Source organism: Acinetobacter sp. SwsAc2 (genome assembly GCF_013391465.1).
GTDB classification, from domain to species: Bacteria; Pseudomonadota; Gammaproteobacteria; order Pseudomonadales; family Moraxellaceae; genus Acinetobacter; species Acinetobacter johnsonii.
Genome location: NZ_JACBEZ010000041.1, coordinates 1 through 17,344 on the forward strand (window position 1 = coordinate 1; position 17,344 = coordinate 17,344).

The window sequence follows — 17,344 nt, forward strand, 5'->3', positions numbered from 1 at the left end:
CAATTAAAGGTATTGAAGTCATGCGTGCACTACGTAAAGGACAAGCATCGTCATTTTATTATGGTCAGCCTCAGGGTGAAGTGTGTCTAATCAACAGGGTTTTCGGTCTCTAAGTACTTTTTAAAGGGAACATCATCGACTCAAATCTCTATTTGCAACAGTGCCACTCAAAAAGAGTCCGATGGATACAGTGTTGGCAGGCAAAGGCGAACCTGTCGCAATCCTCAATCGTAATACACCAGCGTTTTACTGTGTTCCAGCTGATCTGTATGAAACGATGATGGAACAACTAGAAGACCTAGAACTGAATAAGATTGCAGATGCTCGTGCGAATCAGAAACGCATTCGAGTAAATATTGATGACCTATAAGTTAGACTTTTTAGAAGAAGCATTAGCAGAATGGAATAAGCTAAATCCAAGTATTAAGCAGCCATTGAAGAAGCAGTTGATCAAGGTTTTGTAGAATCCTCGCATTCCCAAAAACAAGTTGTCAGGATATCCTAACCGCTACAAGATTAAACTTCGTTGTATTGGTTATCGTCTGGTTTATGAAGTCGTTGATGATGAGGTAGTTGTCATCGTGATTGCTGTAGGCAGACGTGAAAACAATGCCGTCTATGATGATGCCAACTCTCGTCATTCATAAAAGATGTAATGCCTATAAGCAGGTAGTGTCTATGAAAACACTCATGTTTATGGGCATTTTTGATGTAGATAATCTTCGATTAGGTAGTAGTAAATTACAACTATTTTGAAATCAATAAACAACTATTATGAAACCAAAACGAAATCAATTTATAGGCAGGACATTTACTTCACACAAAGCAGTTGATCCCATTTAAAGTAGTTCTGTGTTAGCCGATTTCGTGACATATTCCATGTTCTGTTCGGCATTAAACTTGCGCCCAAGGCAATCTTGGTTTTGCCATACTTAAGATGAATCGCTTCAAGGGAATCCATCAAGGCATTACTGACTTCGATGTGCTTCATGTCGGTAAACATGTCATACACATGACTTGCCTTTGGTTCGAGACACGTCAGAATCACGCCACATTTCTTGAATGCTATATCCTTTGCATACAGGCCATCAATCATCGCTATAGCGAGTTTAGAGAGCACCAACAGGTTGTCGGTAGGTTCTGGTAAAGCCAAGGATAAAGACTTGTTGTAGAAGGGCTTTGAGCTATCAAATGGGTTTGATTGTACGAAACCAATCAAACAACCACACAACAGATTATCATCTCTCAGTCTGCTAATCGCATCCATGACATACAATGACATGGCTTCTTTAAGATCATCAATGTGGTAGATGCGTTGACCAAAAGAACGACTCGCAATAATTTGCTTCTTGGCTGGTGGCGTATGTTCCAGTTCAATACAAGCAATTCCCTGCAGTTCCAATAAGGTTCTGTGCATCACTACAGAAAATTGGTCCCTGATCATCAGAGGGGAAGCCAAGACAAAATCCATAACTGAATGAATCCCCAGGCTGTTGAGCTTCTTAGAATGCTTTCGGCCTATGCCCCAGATTTCACCAACATCTATGGCTTGATGCAGAGTTTCAGCAGAGCATGGATCCATTGAAACCAAGTTGCAAACACCATTGAAGTAAGCGTTCTTCTTGGCAATATGGTTCGCTAGTTTCGCTTCAGTCTTTGAGCGTCCAATGCCAATACATACAGGTAAACCAAGCCAAGAAAGCACACGCTGACGAATCTGATGGGCATATTCAGTCAAGTCGTAATTCCCTGAATGAGCTGTCAGATCCAGAAAGCACTCATCAATTGAGTAAATCTCTTGCTCTTTGGGAGATACGAAATCGGACAGGATTTTCATGAATCTGCGAGACATCTCTGCATACAGTGCATAATTGCTCGATAGCACCTGCACCTGATGCTGCTCTACGATGTCCTTGATCTGAAAGAGAGGAACACCCATCTTAATGCCCAAGTCCTTGGCTTCCTGAGATCGAGCTACAGCACAGCCATCATTGTTGGATAGCACAATGACAGGCTTATTGTTCAAACTCGGGTTAAAGATGCGTTCACAACTGACATAGCAGTTGTTGATGTCTACTAAAGCATAGATCTTCTGGTGAGATGCTTGCATGAGCATGAAACCAATAAAGTATTAACGCTTTCTGAATGGCTTGATGACAAAAGTCACTACACCCCAAATCACCATTTCCTGCCCATCCTTTAGATGAATGTCAGAATACTCAGGGTTCTCTGCTTTAAGCCAATAGTTATGATCACCTTCAATCATGAGACGTTTTACGGTGAACTCATCGTCGATCAGTGCAATCACGATGTCTTCATGCTTGGCTTCAATGCTCCGGTCTACAATCAGTTCATCATCAATCTCAATACCTGCATCTCTCATGGAAAGTGAAGCAACCTTAACGATGAATGTGGCAGCCTCGTTTTGTATGAGGTGTTCATTCATGTCTAGAGTTTTGTCGACATAGTCCTGGGCAGGAGAAGGGAAGCCTGCAGCAACCTTTTCTGAAGCCAAAGGAATATGCATAAGTGTTGTAGGATCTACAAGCGTGATGGATGCCACATCATTGAAGCTTTGCTTCTCTGCCTCGTTGAGGTAATTTTTGATCTCTATGATTTTAGATACAGGTACTCTTACCGTTTTTGTAGGTTCATTATATTTGAGCTTTCTACCGGAACCTTCTCGGCTTCCTCCACGATTATTGCTCATGACTCATCTACTTTTTTGATTTTGTGACGTAATCAAATATATGACTGGATGTGTTACAGATTCAAGACTATTTCGATGAATGGTGAATAAACCTTATGGTTCCCATAAAGGCTATTGCAAACTTTCCCGCATTATCGCCACCTCACTGGAGGTGTACGACAAATAATGTCATCTGCATGCTTACGCACGCATAGATAATTGGTTACTATTCAATTAACAAATATTAGATAAGCTATTCATTACAGGTTGATTTTATGGCTCGTGCTCCAAAGCAAACAAAACAAGAACCATTAGAGGTTGTGTTGTGGAAAACAGCAGATAAGCTTCGTAAGAACATTGATGCAGCCGAATACAAGCATGTCGTCCTTGGTTTGATCTTCTTGAAGTACATCTCTGACTCATTTGAAGCCCACTACAACTTACTGGTTTCAGGTGAAGGAGAGTTTGCAGGAGCTGACCCTGAAGACCGTGATGAATACACGGCATACAACGTCTTCTTTGTTCCTGAGAACGCACGTTGGTCATTCCTGTTAAACCAAGCAAAACAACCTAACATTGGCAAGCTCGTCGATGATGCAATGGAAGCCATTGAGAATGACAACCCACAGTTGAAGGGTGTACTTCCTAAGGTTTATGCACGTCAGAATCTTGATCCTACGAGTCTAGGAGAGCTGATTGACCTGATTGGTAACATTGCACTAGGCGATGCGAAGTCTCGCTCTGCCGACGTGCTAGGGCATGTATTCGAGTACTTCCTTGGTGAGTTTGCTTTGGCTGAAGGTAAGCAAGGCGGGCAGTTCTACACGCCTAAATCCATTGTGAGCCTATTGGTTAATATGCTTGAACCATATAAAGGACGTGTATTCGATCCGTGCTGTGGTTCAGGTGGTATGTTTGTACAGTCTGAGAAGTTTGTAGAGTCGCATCAAGGCTTAGTCGATGACATCTCGATCTATGGACAAGAGAGTAACCAAACCACTTGGCGATTAGCCAAAATGAACTTAGCCATTCGTGGCATTAACTCAGAGCATGTGAAATGGAACTCTGAGGGTTCATTCCTGAACGATGCACACAAAGACCTGAAAGCGGATTACATCATTGCGAATCCACCATTCAACGTCTCTGATTGGAGTGGTGACTTACTTAAAGAAGATGCTCGTTGGTCGTTGGGTGTACCACCTGCAGGTAATGCTAACTTCGCATGGATGCAACACTTCTTGTATCACATGAGTCCTAAAGGTCAGGCAGGTGTCGTCCTTGCAAAAGGTGCGCTTACCTCTAAAACCAGTGGTGAAGGTGAAATTCGTAAAGCCTTGGTTTCTGAAGCTAATGTCATTGACTGTATTGTAAATCTGCCTGCAAAGCTGTTCCTGAATACCCAGATTCCTGCTGCGTTATGGTTTATGCGTCGTGATCGTGTTGGTTCAACCAAGTACAAAGACCGCAGCAATGAGATTCTGTTTATTGATGCTCGTAACTTAGGTCATCTGATTAACCGCAGAACCAAGGTGTTGTCGGATGAAGACATCAAGTTGATTACTGACACTTACCACAATTGGCGTAACAAAGACGGTGAGTACGAAGACGTTGCAGGCTTCTGTGCATCTGTACCGCTTGAGAAAGTGGCAGAGCTTGATTATGTACTGACACCAGGTCGTTATGTTGGCTTAGCGGACGATGAAGATGAGTTCGACTTTAAGGAACGCTTTACAAGCCTGAAGGCTGAGTTTGAAGCACAGCTTGCAGAGGAAGCGAAGCTCAATCAAGCCATTGCTGAGAACTTAGCAAAGGTGAGTGTATGAGTGAGTGGCAACAGCTTTCGTTAGGAAGTTTAATGGAAATCATCGGTGGTGGAACACCTAAAACCTCTGTATCTGAGTACTGGGGAGGTGATATTCCTTGGCTGTCAGTAGTCGATTTTAATACAGGGCTTAAATTTGTCAGTAGTACAGAAAAGACTATCACTCAAGAAGGTTTGAATAACTCGAGTACTAAACTACTGAATAAAGGCGACATTATCATCTCAGCTCGTGGAACTGTTGGTGTACTCGCAATTTTAGATAAACCTATGACGTTTAACCAATCCTGCTATGGTATTCGGTCTAAAAAAGGAATATCTGATACAGATTACCTGTATTACCTTTTAACTGATACAGTTCGAGAATTGACTCAAATTTCACATGGCGGTGTATTTGATACTATCACGAGAGCCACATTTGATGAGATTGAAGTACCTGTTCCACCTCTCCCTGAACAAAAAGCCATAGCCTCAGTCCTTTCATCACTCGATGACAAGATTGACTTACTGCATCGTCAGAACAAAACCTTGGAAGCCATGGCTGAAACACTGTTTCGTCAATGGTTTATTGAGGATGAAACTTTAGCAGAAGTAGTAGTATCTGAACTGATTGAGTTCAATCCAAAGCGTTCACTCAGTAAAGGTACAGATGCCATCTATCTAGAAATGGCAGGGCTCAGTACACAAAGCTTTAACGCGACAGGTTACTATCGCCGAGAGTTCTCATCAGGAACCAAGTTTGTACAGCAAGATACCTTGTTGGCTCGTATCACACCATGCTTGGAAAATGGTAAAGCAGGCTATGTGACATTCTTGAATGATAACGAAGTAGGTTGGGGTTCTACCGAATACATTGTGATGCGTCCAAAAGCAGGTATTCACCCTTTGATGGCTTATGTGTTATGCCGCAATCAAGACTTTAAGGACTATGCTGAAAGTTGTATGGAAGGCTCAAGTGGGCGACAACGTGTGAATGTGGATCACCTTAAAGAGTTCACCATAGGTAAGCCAGATGATGAGGTAGTTAAACAATTTAACGACTACTTACAGTCGATAGAATCTAAGTTGATGTACAACTCAAAGCAAATCCAAACACTAGAAAACTTAAGAGATACGCTTCTACCAAAGCTAATGAGTGGTGAAGTCAGAGTCCAATACCAAACAGAAGAAGTTGCATAACATTAAGGTGAAGTCATTTGATGGCTTCACCTTTTTTACATCAAGGGGTAAACTATGAACAAGAAGCTGATAGGGGCTTTAATTGCAATTGTAGTCGTGATCTGTGGCTATTTGTATGCTTCGCCATATCTTGCCATCAATAACATTAAGAAAGCAGCAGAAGCAGGTGATACTGAAAAGCTATCAACCTACATTGATTATCCAAGCGTTCGAGAAAGCTTTAAATCTCAGGTGAAAGCCAGTGTTATGAAGGACATGGCGAATAGCAATAGTGATGGTTGGGAAGCATTAGGTGAAATGTTGGCTGTTGCTATGGTGGATAAAGTCGTTGATGCCATGGTGACACCTGAGGGTGTAACACTCATGCTTCAAGGTAAGGATATTCGTGATGCAATTAAGCAAGATTTGGCAACTGAAGATGTCAAGCAAGAACAGAATGTAAAGTTTGAGTCGAGTACTCGATATTTAACTATTAATGATTTTGAGTTAACGCTTAAGCGATTGGATACAGACAAGAAGCTGAAAGTCATTATGCATCGTAATGGCTTAAGTTGGAAGGTAACCAAATTAGCTTTAGACCTAGATCAGAATTCAGTTGCTTTGGATCAAGAATCTAATCTTCAAGATACATCAAGCGAACAAGTACTTGAGGCAAAAGTACAAGATCGACCAACAATATCTCAAACGGTCTTTAATCACTCTGGTGCTCAAGTCGGTAAAGTCATGGAATTTTGCTATCGTGATCCATGTTCTGTTGCACAGGTCAAAGGATTTGAAATATTAAGCCAAACTCCAAATGACGTAGATATCGAATTGACCTTGTTGGGTGGAAGCAAAGGGTGGGAGGATGAGTCTACTGAGTGGAATGATGCTACTCATACAATCCAAATTACTTGCTCTATTGAGAAGCCGACAGTTCGTATGGAAGGACAAGTGACAGTAGTCCCATTGAACAAAGATCTAGGTGTACCAGGCGTTTTGATGTCGGATGCTGAAATTTATGCTCATGCGTGTCATGGCGATTTCAATGGAACACTAGAAGAAATGACAACGAATTACGGCTACAACGTACATACTGAATAAAGAAGAAGTGAGCAAGGGGGGGGAGGATAGTGACTAAGATGACTGAATCAGACATAGAGCTGATGGCGATAGAGCAACTGGAGGGAATGGGCTATACCTATGTGTATGGTCCTGAAATTGAATCCAAGGGAAGCAATCCTCTGCGAAGCTATAAGCAGGTCATCCTAGAAGCCAAGGTACTTGAAGCATTACAACGTCTGAATCCTCATTTGAGCGAAGACAAATGCATTGAGGCGCTGAAGCAAGTCACCAATCTGCACTCCCCAGATATGCTCAGCAACAACCAGGCATTCCATCGTTTGCTCACTGAAGGCATCAACATTGAAGTGAGCAAGGATGGTAACACCCAAGGTGAATATGCTTGGCTTGTTGACTTCAATAATCCAAGCAATAACGAATTCCTTGTCGTAAACCAAGTCACCATCAAAGAAGATCGCTGGACCAGACGACCAGACCTGATCCTGTATGTAAATGGCTTACCTCTGGTGGTGATTGAGCTGAAGAACGCCACTGATGAGAATGCTACTGTAGATGGCGCTTACAGGCAGATCCAGACCTATCAGAGCCAGATTCCATCACTGTTTACCTACAATGCCTTCAACGTCATCTCTGATGGCTTGGAAGCGAAAGCAGGGACGGTTTCAGCAGACCTCAGTCGTTACATGGCATGGAAGACGACTAATGGACAAACCAAGGCCAAAAGTACTCAGGCACAGCTTGAAGTCTTACTACATGGTTTGCTGAATCCAGTCGCACTACTGGACATGATCAGACACTTCATTGTGTTTGAATCCAATAAGCAAGAAGATGCTAATGGTTTGATCACCATCAAAACTATTAAGAAGATGGCTGCATACCATCAGTACTATGCAGTGAATGCAGCAGTCCTCTCTACTATTCGTGCATCTGCAATGTCTTCAGACTCGAAATCAGCAGAACTTGCTATGCAACACCAAGGCAGAAGCAAACTGGAACTGGTTCAACAGCAGGCAGTCGGTGACAAAAAGGCAGGTGTGGTATGGCATACCCAAGGTTCAGGTAAATCCCTGTCTATGGTGTTCTATACAGGCAAGATTGTCTTGGCTTTGGATAACCCAACAGTCGTAGTCATCACAGATCGTAACGACTTAGATGATCAACTGTTCGGAACTTTTGCTGCATCAAGCCAACTACTACGCCAGACACCAAAGCAAGCAGAGAATCGAGAAGAACTTAAAGAACTCCTCAAGGTGGGTTCAGGTGGTGTGATCTTCACCACCATTCAGAAATTCCAACCTGAAGATGGGGGGAGCGTCTATGAGCAACTCTCAGACCGAACCAACATTGTCGTGATTGCAGATGAAGCACATCGTTCACAGTATGGCTTTAATGCCAAGGAAGTCGATGTCAAAGACGATGATGGCAAGGTTGTAGGTAAGCGTACTGTCTATGGTTTTGCCAAGTACATGCGTGATGCTTTACCGAATGCCACTTATCTTGGTTTCACAGGGACACCAATCGAAAAGACAGATGTCAATACGCCTGCAGTGTTTGGTAACTATGTTGACATCTATGACATTTCTCAGGCTGTTGAAGATGGTGCCACCGTTCGGATCTTCTATGAAAGCCGACTTGCTAAGATTGCCATCAGTGAGGAAGGTAAAGAACTGATTGAAGACTTTGATGATCAGTTCACCGAAGACGATCTAAACCAGACACAAAAAGAGCGTGCGAAGTGGGCAAGGGTCGAAGGACTGATCGGCAGTAAAGAGCGTATCAAGGCGATTGCTAAAGACATCGTAGAACACTTTGAACAACGTCTGAAAGCTAATGCAAACCAAGGTAAAGGCATGATCGTCAGCATGTCTCGTAGGATTGCTGTCGACCTCTACAACGAGATTGTAGCGATCAAACCAGAGTGGCATAGCGATGATCTAAACGATGGTGTGATCAAGGTGGTGATGACCTCATCTGCTTCTGATGGTGAGGCGATTGCCAAACACCATACGACCAAGCAACAACGCCAAATCCTGGCCAATCGTATGAAGGACAATGATGACAAGCTGAAGCTTGTGATTGTTCGTGATATGTGGCTGACTGGTTTCGATGCTCCGAGTATGCACACGCTCTACATCGACAAGCCAATGAAAGGCCATAACCTCATGCAAGCGATTGCACGAGTGAACCGTGTCTATAAAGACAAGATTGGTGGCTTAGTTGTTGATTACCTTGGTATCGCATCTGACCTGAAAGAAGCACTTTCATTTTACTCTGAAGCGGGTGGTAAAGGTGATCCTGCATTAGTACAGGATGAAGCTGCAACCATTCTACAAGAGAAGCTCGAAGTCATTGATGGCATTATGCATGGCTTCAATTACCAAGAATACTTCACAGCCAATACTTCTCGTAAGCTCAACATCATCCTTGAAGCTGAGGAACACATCCTTGGTGTAGATCAGGGCGAAGGTAAGACACGATTCCTTAATGCTGTATCAGCCATGTCACAGGCATTTGCATTAGCTGTCCCTCATCCAAATGCGATGGAAGCAGCGCCAGTGGTTGCATTCTTCCAGGCTCTGAAAGCACGACTGGCCAAGTTCAGTGATGGCTCAGGCAACGTCTCAGGCATGAGTAATGCTGAGCTTGAAGCTAAAGTGAAGCAAACCATTGACCAAGCACTTGTTACAGAACAAGTGGTCGACATCTTCGATGCAGCAGGAATCCAGAAGCCAGACATCTCAATTCTCTCAGATGAGTTTTTGCAGGAGATGAAAGGCTATCAGCATAAGAACATTGCACTTGAAACATTGAAGAAGCTCCTTGGTGATGAGATCAAGGTAAGAGAACAGCGGAGTGTCACGCAAGGTAAAAAGCTCATGGATATGCTGAGCTCTGCGATCAAGGGCTATCAGAACAAGGTACTGACTGCAGCTGAAGTGATTGATGAACTCATCAAGTTGGCTAAAGCCATCCAAGAATCAGACAAGCTGGCAGAAGAACTCAACCTAACACAATATGAATACGCCTTCTATTCAGCAGTTGCAGACAATGACAGTGCTAGAGAGTTGATGCAAAAGGATATTCTTAGAGAGCTTGCAGTTGTCCTCACAGACTCGATTCGTAAGAATGTAACCTTGGATTGGACTGTTAAGGAATCTGCGAGAGCGAAACTCAGAGTTATTGTGAAACGATTACTCAAGAAGTATGGCTATCCACCTGATATGGCTTTGCTTGCAACAGAGACTGTCTTGGAACAGGCAGAGCAGTTGGCAGATGAGTTATCTGCCGCTTAATTCTTTGCAATCAAATTGAAATTATTACAAAACTAGATTAGTTCTACATAACAACTAATCTAGTTGCATATCATACCTCGAGGCCTAACTCTTTGAGAACACCAGCATACTTTCTGACAAACTCGACATCTTGTAGTTCAATCAGAAGCCTTTTCTCTAGATCAGCATAGCTTTCCCCTACTGCAGTTTTTTTGCTTGCAAATGGATCATGGTGAGCTAGCTTGTTGGCAAAGAATTGAATCTGTTTATCTGTCAATTTCTTAGGTTTATTATGCGTAATTGCATCCACAGGTTGCTTAGGTTTGAATGAAAAAGAGAAACCACTAATTACTCGACCTGTTTTTTAGATTGGTTCGATAAAAAGCGTGTACACAGTGCACTGGGTTATGTATCGCCTTTTGAGTTTGAAGCAATGTACTATGATAAGATTAACCCGTTAGGTCAGGTGGCCTAACTTAAATAAAAAAGTCTCCGACAAACCCGGTACGGTTCAGTTTATTTCGCTATGGTTTAGACTATGTTCAAATGGCGATTCAGCGTTTAATTGGTTTTTGGGAAAAAGCAGAGTTTAAGGAAATTCTGGCAATTTTAAGAAGGCAGAAGCCTGATAGGGTAAGGGTTATGTGAAATTTGTCGTGTACAGAGGAATTTATTACTAGTTTTTATCCTATTGTGCTTAGCGCATGAATTCTTCATAGACATATATCTAAAAAAGTGTAGCAAGTTGCTACACTTTCTCCTAAATAAGCTCTTTCCCAAAAATATCATTCAGTCTTTCACGAATACTTTGAACGAATTCCGGATTATTTTTAAGTTTATGCTTCATATTTCGTTTAAAGTCATTCAGACCCATACCAATTTCAGCAAAATCCATTTGGAATAAAGTGTCATTAATAACGATATTTGCTTGAGAGTCAGTGAGACATCCTACTTTTTTAAACCACTTCTTGAATTGCTGATAATTTTCATGATTATTAAAAATATACCAAGAACGTATATTCGTATCGAATTTCGCCCCCAATTCTTTTACGAATGCATTGTCTTCAAATGGAACATCAAGATAGATTTTTTCAATTACTGCAATTTCATCCGGTGCTTTATCAGCAATCCGATGATGCAGTTTAAAATTCACACCCACAATTGGACGGCCTTTCTTAACGGTTTCATATTCTAATTGTAGGTCTGTATTTTCATTAATTTCTGCCACTATTTTGTCTAATACATAGCGTCTAAAATCTACCCAGCGATCATATTTGGTTTCATTAATATCAATCAGTGCTTTCAAGTTTTCCAAAAGTAATGGCACTTCATAACTCTTTTGATTGGCGTACTTGAATTCGTTTTTAATGAAATACGTATAAAGACTCATACTGGCAACAGAATCCAAGGCAAAAAGATGTTTTAGCTGATAGGTGGTAAAATTCCCCCCCGCCAGTTGAGTGAAATACGGCAATACCTCATTGGTAAAACGAATCTGAATCGCATTTTTAGAGTCATCTTCCCATCTTAACTCACGGATAATGGGAACGACAGAATGTACTTTTTTAGTTTTTCTCTTACCATTATCAGCCGGCTCCTCAATAATAAAATGAGCCACCCGGGATGAAAGTTCTTTATAGATGCGGTCTATTGCAACATTAATTGAATTACGTTTATTCAATCCTAGTAAATCTGCCAGATCATCCTTATACAAATAAATATAGGTTTGTTCGGTGATTTCACCATTTACCCTATTTTTCTCACTATAATTCGCAACTGCCATTGCATATAGAAGCGCTTTGTATTCATTGGCTGATAACTCGATTGGGCGAATTAAACGGTTACTGGTACTGACAACACCATTATGGCGAATGTTGCCTATACAGTAAGGAATATAATTCGATTCTTTTTGCAATGGTTCAGATTCTGTCATAACCGTGATATTTATAATTTGACTTAGTTTTTATATACAAAAGTGGAAAAACTTTCAAGATTTTCACCACAAGATTCTAAAAGTGGAAGGTTTATCATCAAAAAAAGCGTTTTAGCCGGTTTTTTGCCTTTAAAGTGGAATTAAATATAATATTTCCACCCTATAGTGACAGACCTTCCACCTTTAGCTCCTAAATTACAGTTCAGAATGCCTATTTTTACTTGTTTTCATCCACATTCAGGTAGGTTAAGTCAGATAGAAACCCTGATGTGACAAGGTTTCCACCTTTCAGTTAGATTTGAAAGGTATAACTGTACATATAATCCTCAGGAAATATCCAATAAAAACAGATTATCCACAGGTTAAAAATATACAGTGACAACCTTTCCACCTTTAAAGCTTATTTACGGGACTTTATTAACAGCCTAAATTATTGTTTTTTTTATATTTTATTATAAAAATAGCAGTTTAATAAATAGCAGTGACAAACCTTCCACCCTAGTGACAAACCTTCCACTTTACAGTGACAGACCTTCCACTTTACGGTGACAGACCTTCCACCTTAGAGTGACAGACCTTCCACCTTACTGTGACAAACCTTCCACTTTACGGTGACAGACCTTCCACTTTTAAAAACATAGGTATTTGTTTTATATAATAAAAATATGCTCTTAATTATTAATTAGCTAAATAACTAATTATTCTAATTATTAATTAAGCTAGCCTATTTAAAGATTTATTTTTTAAGCTGTTTTACAGCTGAACAAATAGGTTTATAAATTTAAAAACTATAGTAAGATAAGTGAAAGTTATTTATATTACTAGACATTCAAATACGGAATCATCTGACACGCATGTCTGCAAAAATTATTACTGTTGCTAACCATAAAGGCGGATGTGGCAAAACAACGACTGTTGTGCACCTCGCCTCAGAACTTGCCAATCTGGGCAACAAAGTTTTAGTCATTGATTTAGATCCTCAAGCAAACGCAAGTTTACATATTGGGATCCAACATCCAAGCGAAATTGTTGTGACTACAGCAGAATTACTGGTGGGCGATATTTCGTTGTTGGCAGATGCATTACAAGAAGAAACGAACTTTGAAAAAGTATCATTAATTTATGGTTCCTTGAATTTAGGAAAAACAGAAGACCAACTAAAAGAAGAAGCTCCCCGTCCTTCTGAAGAGTTAAATATCAAGCTAGAACTGTTAAAGGATCTTTATGACTTCATATTGATTGATTGTCCACCTAGTCTTAAATTATTAACCAGCAATGCGCTGGCATCTTCAACCCATGTCATTATCCCTATCGAATCTGGATCACAATATGGACTGTATGGGGTAACAGATCTTTTAAACCATCTTGAAAAGATCAAACGTATTAATCCAGATTTAGAGCTTTTAGGCGCTTTACTGATTAAGCATGATGAACGTCAGAATGTTTGTAAACTGATTCGGGATGAAGCCTTAAAACAGGTAGGCAAAATTTTAGAAACCACCATTCCTCAAAGTACTAAAGTCAATCAAGCAGCGATTCTGCAACAATCACTTTTGAAAGTAGAAAAAAATTCAAAAGTACGTAAGGCTTTTGAAAGCCTTGCCAATGAAATTGTAGCGAAAGTATAAACCTGAGAGCATTATGGCAAGCACCAAAGAGCTTTTAGCTCAGAAACTGAAACAGAATACAGAAAAACATCAGCAAGCACAGAAAGACAATATTAAAGAGCTAAAAGAATTTAGACGTAATGTCCCTATTGAGGATATCAGCCGCAGTCCAAACCAGCCGCGTAAAGTCTTTGAAGAGTCACAGTTAAAGGAACTGGCGGATTCTATTAATGAAATCGGCCTCTTGCAGCCCATTACAGTGCGTAAACTGGATAATCTGAAATATGAACTGATTGCAGGCGAGCGACGATTACGGGCGCATCAGTTACTCGGTAAGTCTGTGATTGAAGCCATTATCATTGATGCAAATAATGTAGAAGCATCTTTGTTAACCTTGGCAGAAAATTTAAAGCGTCAGGATCTGACAGATTATGAAATTTTTATTGGCCTGAACTCTCTCGATGAGAAATTAAAGAAAAACAAGCAACGTTTAGCCAATTCACTGGGTTTAAATCGCGAAGATATGTACAAGTATTTAGCGTACGAAAAGCTGCCTCAAGCAATTTTAAATGACCTTGATCTGGAACCAGGCCTGCTAGGTCGTACTGCTGCAACTGCATTCAAAAAATTTCTATCGGATCATCTGGAACAACTTTCTGAGGCCGAAACGGCTTTAATCGGGGCTTGGGAAAAAGTAAAAGACAAAAAACTTGAGCAAAGCAAAGTTACTGCCTATGCTGAAAAATTATTGAGTCAGGATCCAGAAAAACTGACCACGACATCAGTGGTCAGAAAAATTGAATATGCGGGTAAGATTGCGGGGAATATTAAACTGAATCAAAAACAGCTTAAGGTTTCTCTGAATATCTCGGAAATTGACGAAGCCAGTCTATTACAACTAGAAGATTTTTTAAAACAGCTGATTCAAAAAAGCGAAAAAGTGTAGCAAGTTGCTACACTTTTTTTAATAACCTCAAACCAATTATATTCTCATGCATTATTGAAATTTATTTTCTTCAGTATACTTCTTTGTATTTTGTCTGATCCTAGACAGTATCGTGGACAACCGCCCCTCTAAACTTTTAATATATTTCTGTTCAAAGGCTTCTGGACTTAACCAGCCGTTTGCAGAATGTCTTCTGACCCGATTGTAATAAATTTCAATATAGTCAAACAAGACAGCATTCGCTTCTTTTCGAGTCGAAAACACACTGCCATGTACCACTCATGCTGTAACCTAAATCATGCATGTCATGTACCAATGAAGGTGCACCCAATCGTGCATGATGCTGCCAATATACGGCTTTTAAATCATTATATTTCTGCGCTGGATTGACCTGGTGTTTTCGCCAGGCATAATAGCCTGAAGTGCTGACACCCAGGCATTTACAGGCAGAAGATACAGTGACTTCATTCACATCCAGATCTTGAATTACCGTGTACTTTTCTTGGCATGATCTGTCAGAAAGTACGCATGCGCTTTTTTTAAGATGTCATTGGCTTCCCTGAGCTGTTTGACTTCTTTCTCTAATTCTAAGATCCGCTGTTGTTATGGTGAAAGTTGACGTTTGCTTGAACCCACTGGATTGGCTTCACGAATCCATTTGTCTAAAGTTGAATAATCCACACCTAATTTCTGGGCGATTGCAGCTATAGGTTCGTGGGAGTTTGAAAGGGCATAATCAATCGCTTGCTGTTTAAATTCCGGACTAAAACGTTTAGCCATTTCTTGGATCTCCAAAGATTGAAGTTACGTTATCTTTAGGGGGACATGCTGTCCATTATTTTGGCTAGGATCAAGGATAAGGGTTCTGTGAAATTTGTCGTGAACAGAGAAAAGAAGGCTAGCAAAGTTCAACGGTATATCAAAAGAGTATTTTGATTATCATCTTAAAGAAACAGAATGGCGTTGGATGAGGGTGCTTAATGAGCTAGCAACAGGGTTGTGGGACCTCATTAGGTAAAACTAAGTGTAAATCTGCTAGTCTAGAGCCATATTACAATAATGAAAGATTTGCGAGTAATTATAAAGTTATGAGATATTTTTTTCAGTAATAAGTATGGCTTTGTTGCACAAACATTTAAAATAGGACTTACGCATTGACGGATTCAAAAAAGTATTAAAATAGTTTATAAAGTATCTGTGATCAGACGAACTAAACATGCTTCTACAGCAACTTGTACATTACCCATTTATATGGGCTTTCTCATGACAGAACCGAACTCTATTAGCTGCACACAACTTGCCGAGACTTATAATATCTCGCATGATAGTGTAAATCGCTTTCTAGAGCGTGAAGACTACACACCTCACGACCTGTATCAAGAAGCAATTCAACATATTGATAATTATAAACTTATAGTCAGTATTAATGATACTGTTTTAGATAAACCATATAGTCAACATATGGACTTAGTTAGCTATTTTTGGTCAGGCAAACACCACCGATCCGTCAAGGGTATTAATCTCATTACCTTGTATGCGACAGATCAAAATGGTCAAAATATTCCAATTAATTTCCGAATTTATGACAAATCTGAAGGTAAAACCAAGAATGATTACTTTATGGATATGTTAAGTGAAGTACTCGGTTGGGGTGCAAAGATTCAATTTATTACAGGCGATAGTTGGTATTCATCGACTGCAAATCTAAAAACCATAAGAAAATATGGTATTCGATTTATGTTTGGTATCGACAGTAACCGTAAGGTTTCCCCAGAAAAAGGACAATGGTTTCAACTGCGTTTATTGCCAGATTTCCATCAGGGTCAAGTGGTCTGGCTCAAAGATTTTGGCTTTGTACAATTATTTAAGACTCAGTTAAAAGAACAGCAGAGGTTTTATATTGTGCATCAAGATGAAGATGATTTATTGTCCTTTGAGGGTTTTCATGAATTACATTCAAGTCATTGGAAAATAGAACAATATCACCGAGTGATTAAACAGGTTTGTCATATTGAAAAGTTTCAAGTAAGACGATCTAAACTGATTTTGAATCATATTTTTTCAGCCTTGATGGCCTACGTCGAGATACAAAAGAACCAGTTTGAGCGGATCTTTGAAAATGTATATCGTTGGCAGAAGAAATTATTTAGACCAATCATCAAAGACTTCATTGATGACTTTATTCTCGATAAAAATCATCTGCTACCACAGAGAATCTATAAATAATAGTGCGTAAGTCCTATAAAAGTTAAAATACCTTTGTACGCCACGATCAATTCTATAGCCCTGTGAAGCAACAAATTTCGATTCACTTAGATACTGATGTTCTTGCATTTAACGAGACGGGCATCTAATCGAGTTGTCGTAAAATTTAAAACATGCTGCCTACCATAGCTCAATTAAAAATATTTGTGTAGATACCTCCTTGAGGGTAGAACTGGCTGTTTGTAGGTTCGCTACGCAGTAGTCAGCGAGCAGCGAACATCATGACCCTGATCCAGTCAGCAAAGATAAATGGGCTATGTATGCCTATTTAAGTGATGTGCTGAAAGGTTGCCGACACATAAAGTGACCCAAATAGTTGCAGCGACACCGCTTGGAACCTGAACCGAATTAAAAAATAGCGATGGGGTTCAGCGGATGCTTACCAAAATTTGAGGCGAGGCACATGATTTTCTGCTCAATTTAAACTGCTTTAACAGCATATCGATAACTTTGACAAGCTCAAAGATTTACATCTTAGGCGGTTTTTTCACTTGCTTTTTATGACTGGATTTAATAATTATTTGTTGAAACTGTTTATGAAAATTGAGGGGTTGTAACCAATATAGTGAGGC

General features: G+C 40.2%; 11 protein-coding genes and 7 pseudogenes. 13 read left to right on the forward strand and 5 right to left on the reverse strand.

The window, feature by feature from the left end; translation table 11 throughout:
• The 3 genes and pseudogenes from HYI04_RS14645 to HYI04_RS14655 form a co-directional block, all read left to right on the forward strand.
• Positions 1-113: pseudogene (locus HYI04_RS14645) on the forward strand (IS6 family transposase); the annotation flags it as partial.
• A 68-nt stretch (positions 114-181) separates the two neighbouring features.
• Positions 182-370, forward strand: a complete 189-nt coding sequence (locus HYI04_RS14650; RefSeq protein ID WP_004977490.1) for a type II toxin-antitoxin system Phd/YefM family antitoxin — start codon at positions 182-184, stop codon at positions 368-370.
• Positions 360-647 (forward strand): annotated as a pseudogene (locus tag HYI04_RS14655) (type II toxin-antitoxin system RelE/ParE family toxin). The gene HYI04_RS14650 and the pseudogene HYI04_RS14655 overlap by 11 nt, the downstream one beginning before the upstream one ends.
• A 164-nt stretch (positions 648-811) precedes the next feature.
• On the opposite strand, the gene HYI04_RS14660 reads toward HYI04_RS14655, so the two are convergent.
• The gene (locus HYI04_RS14660) at positions 812-2,116 is read right to left on the reverse strand and encodes a Y-family DNA polymerase (RefSeq protein ID WP_169041049.1); all 1,305 of its coding nucleotides are present in this window, start codon (positions 2,114-2,116) and stop codon (positions 812-814) included.
• Between the two features lie 15 nt (positions 2,117-2,131).
• Complete coding sequence (locus HYI04_RS14665) at positions 2,132-2,710, reverse strand: LexA family transcriptional regulator (protein ID WP_178896327.1); 579 nt, start codon at positions 2,708-2,710, stop codon at positions 2,132-2,134.
• A 254-nt stretch (positions 2,711-2,964) separates the two neighbouring features.
• Between HYI04_RS14665 and HYI04_RS14670 the strand changes: the two genes are divergently transcribed.
• From HYI04_RS14670 to HYI04_RS14685, 4 genes are read left to right on the forward strand one after another with little or no spacing between them, the layout of a single operon-like run.
• On the forward strand, positions 2,965-4,512 hold the full coding sequence (locus HYI04_RS14670) for a class I SAM-dependent DNA methyltransferase (protein ID WP_178896328.1): 1,548 nt from the start codon (positions 2,965-2,967) through the stop codon (positions 4,510-4,512).
• The gene (locus HYI04_RS14675) at positions 4,509-5,687 is read left to right on the forward strand and encodes a restriction endonuclease subunit S (protein WP_169041052.1); all 1,179 of its coding nucleotides are present in this window, start codon (positions 4,509-4,511) and stop codon (positions 5,685-5,687) included. The genes HYI04_RS14670 and HYI04_RS14675 overlap by 4 nt, the downstream gene beginning before the upstream one ends.
• A 54-nt stretch (positions 5,688-5,741) precedes the next feature.
• Positions 5,742-6,770: a DUF2939 domain-containing protein gene (locus HYI04_RS14680; protein WP_074163987.1), complete on the forward strand. Its 1,029-nt coding sequence runs from the start codon at positions 5,742-5,744 to the stop codon at positions 6,768-6,770.
• A 38-nt stretch (positions 6,771-6,808) separates the two neighbouring features.
• Positions 6,809-10,042 carry a type I restriction endonuclease subunit R gene (locus HYI04_RS14685; RefSeq protein ID WP_198114833.1) on the forward strand — a complete coding sequence of 1,078 codons (3,234 nt, stop codon included), beginning with the start codon at positions 6,809-6,811 and terminating at the stop codon, positions 10,040-10,042.
• 70 nt (positions 10,043-10,112) lie between these two features.
• On the opposite strand, the pseudogene HYI04_RS17040 reads toward HYI04_RS14685, so the two are convergent.
• Positions 10,113-10,385 (reverse strand): annotated as a pseudogene (locus tag HYI04_RS17040) (hypothetical protein); the annotation flags it as partial.
• A 149-nt stretch (positions 10,386-10,534) separates the two neighbouring features.
• Between HYI04_RS17040 and HYI04_RS14690 the strand changes: the two are divergent.
• Positions 10,535-10,669, forward strand: a pseudogene (locus HYI04_RS14690) (IS4 family transposase); the annotation flags it as partial.
• Between the two features lie 112 nt (positions 10,670-10,781).
• On the opposite strand, the gene HYI04_RS14695 reads toward HYI04_RS14690, so the two are convergent.
• A complete protein-coding gene (locus HYI04_RS14695; RefSeq protein ID WP_169041054.1) occupies positions 10,782-11,954 on the reverse strand; it encodes a replication initiation protein in 1,173 nt (390 codons plus the stop codon).
• An 854-nt stretch (positions 11,955-12,808) separates the two neighbouring features.
• On the opposite strand from HYI04_RS14695, the gene HYI04_RS14700 reads away from it, so the two are divergent.
• Positions 12,809-13,582, forward strand: coding sequence for a ParA family protein (locus HYI04_RS14700; protein ID WP_001274705.1), 774 nt, complete (start codon positions 12,809-12,811; stop codon positions 13,580-13,582).
• 13 nt (positions 13,583-13,595) lie between these two features.
• Complete coding sequence (locus tag HYI04_RS14705; protein WP_151711071.1) at positions 13,596-14,507, forward strand: ParB/RepB/Spo0J family partition protein; 912 nt, start codon at positions 13,596-13,598, stop codon at positions 14,505-14,507.
• Between the two features lie 100 nt (positions 14,508-14,607).
• On the opposite strand, the pseudogene HYI04_RS14710 reads toward HYI04_RS14705, so the two are convergent.
• A pseudogene (locus HYI04_RS14710) lies at positions 14,608-15,287 on the reverse strand (transposase).
• A gap of 109 nt (positions 15,288-15,396) precedes the next feature.
• Between HYI04_RS14710 and HYI04_RS14715 the strand changes: the two are divergent.
• The 3 genes and pseudogenes from HYI04_RS14715 to HYI04_RS17000 all read left to right on the forward strand — a co-directional run.
• Positions 15,397-15,525, forward strand: a pseudogene (locus HYI04_RS14715) (IS1595 family transposase); the annotation flags it as partial.
• Between the two features lie 179 nt (positions 15,526-15,704).
• The gene (locus HYI04_RS14720; RefSeq protein WP_178896330.1) at positions 15,705-16,733 is read left to right on the forward strand and encodes a transposase; all 1,029 of its coding nucleotides are present in this window, start codon (positions 15,705-15,707) and stop codon (positions 16,731-16,733) included.
• Between the two features lie 209 nt (positions 16,734-16,942).
• A pseudogene (locus HYI04_RS17000) lies at positions 16,943-17,114 on the forward strand (transposase domain-containing protein); the annotation flags it as partial.
• Positions 17,115-17,344: the final 230 nt, after the last annotated feature.

What these genes read in the sequence shown, in the direction of transcription:
- HYI04_RS14650 (WP_004977490.1), top strand. Translation starts at nt 182, where the DNA reads ATGGATACAGTGTTGGCAGGCAAAGGCGAACCTGTCGCAATCCTCAAT.
- HYI04_RS14660 (WP_169041049.1), bottom strand. Translation starts at nt 2,116, where the DNA reads ATGCTCATGCAAGCATCTCACCAGAAGATCTATGCTTTAGTAGACATC.
- HYI04_RS14665 (WP_178896327.1), bottom strand. Translation starts at nt 2,710, where the DNA reads ATGAGCAATAATCGTGGAGGAAGCCGAGAAGGTTCCGGTAGAAAGCTC.
- HYI04_RS14670 (WP_178896328.1), top strand. Translation starts at nt 2,965, where the DNA reads ATGGCTCGTGCTCCAAAGCAAACAAAACAAGAACCATTAGAGGTTGTG.
- HYI04_RS14675 (WP_169041052.1), top strand. Translation starts at nt 4,509, where the DNA reads ATGAGTGAGTGGCAACAGCTTTCGTTAGGAAGTTTAATGGAAATCATC.
- HYI04_RS14680 (WP_074163987.1), top strand. Translation starts at nt 5,742, where the DNA reads ATGAACAAGAAGCTGATAGGGGCTTTAATTGCAATTGTAGTCGTGATC.
- HYI04_RS14685 (WP_198114833.1), top strand. Translation starts at nt 6,809, where the DNA reads ATGACTGAATCAGACATAGAGCTGATGGCGATAGAGCAACTGGAGGGA.
- HYI04_RS14695 (WP_169041054.1), bottom strand. Translation starts at nt 11,954, where the DNA reads ATGACAGAATCTGAACCATTGCAAAAAGAATCGAATTATATTCCTTAC.
- HYI04_RS14700 (WP_001274705.1), top strand. Translation starts at nt 12,809, where the DNA reads ATGTCTGCAAAAATTATTACTGTTGCTAACCATAAAGGCGGATGTGGC.
- HYI04_RS14705 (WP_151711071.1), top strand. Translation starts at nt 13,596, where the DNA reads ATGGCAAGCACCAAAGAGCTTTTAGCTCAGAAACTGAAACAGAATACA.